Annotated in this window: 1 protein-coding gene; it reads right to left on the bottom strand. The window is 66.0% G+C overall.

Annotation, left to right across the window (positions count from 1 at the left end; all coding sequences use genetic code 11):
- Positions 1–262, bottom strand: a 262-nt coding sequence (locus SB753_RS38380; RefSeq protein ID WP_410805333.1) for a hypothetical protein, incomplete at both ends; no start/stop codon positions are given.

Here is a 262-nt window from a genome sequence, read left to right as displayed (position 1 = left end):
GATGCATGCACCGCGCAGCTTCACAGGTTCCCCGTTGATGCGCAGACCATGAGCGGGATCGAGTTGCAGCGTGCGGATGCCGAACGTGGTGTTGCGGGTCTCAGGCGTCTCGGAGATGCCGTCAAGTGTCGTGCGGGCGGTGTACAGCGCCGGGTGGTCGACGCTCCACCTCTCGGGCGCCGCGACGTAGAGACGTTGTCTGACCGTCGCTTCTGTCTGCGGGAGCGTGGTCACGGGACTCGTCTCGACGCCGACCACACGC

Source organism: Paraburkholderia sp. SIMBA_053, from assembly GCF_046534895.1.
GTDB classification, from domain to species: domain Bacteria; phylum Pseudomonadota; class Gammaproteobacteria; order Burkholderiales; family Burkholderiaceae; genus Paraburkholderia; species Paraburkholderia caledonica.
Note: the sequence above shows the minus strand (reverse complement) of the source record. Positions and strands in the feature narration are given on the sequence as shown.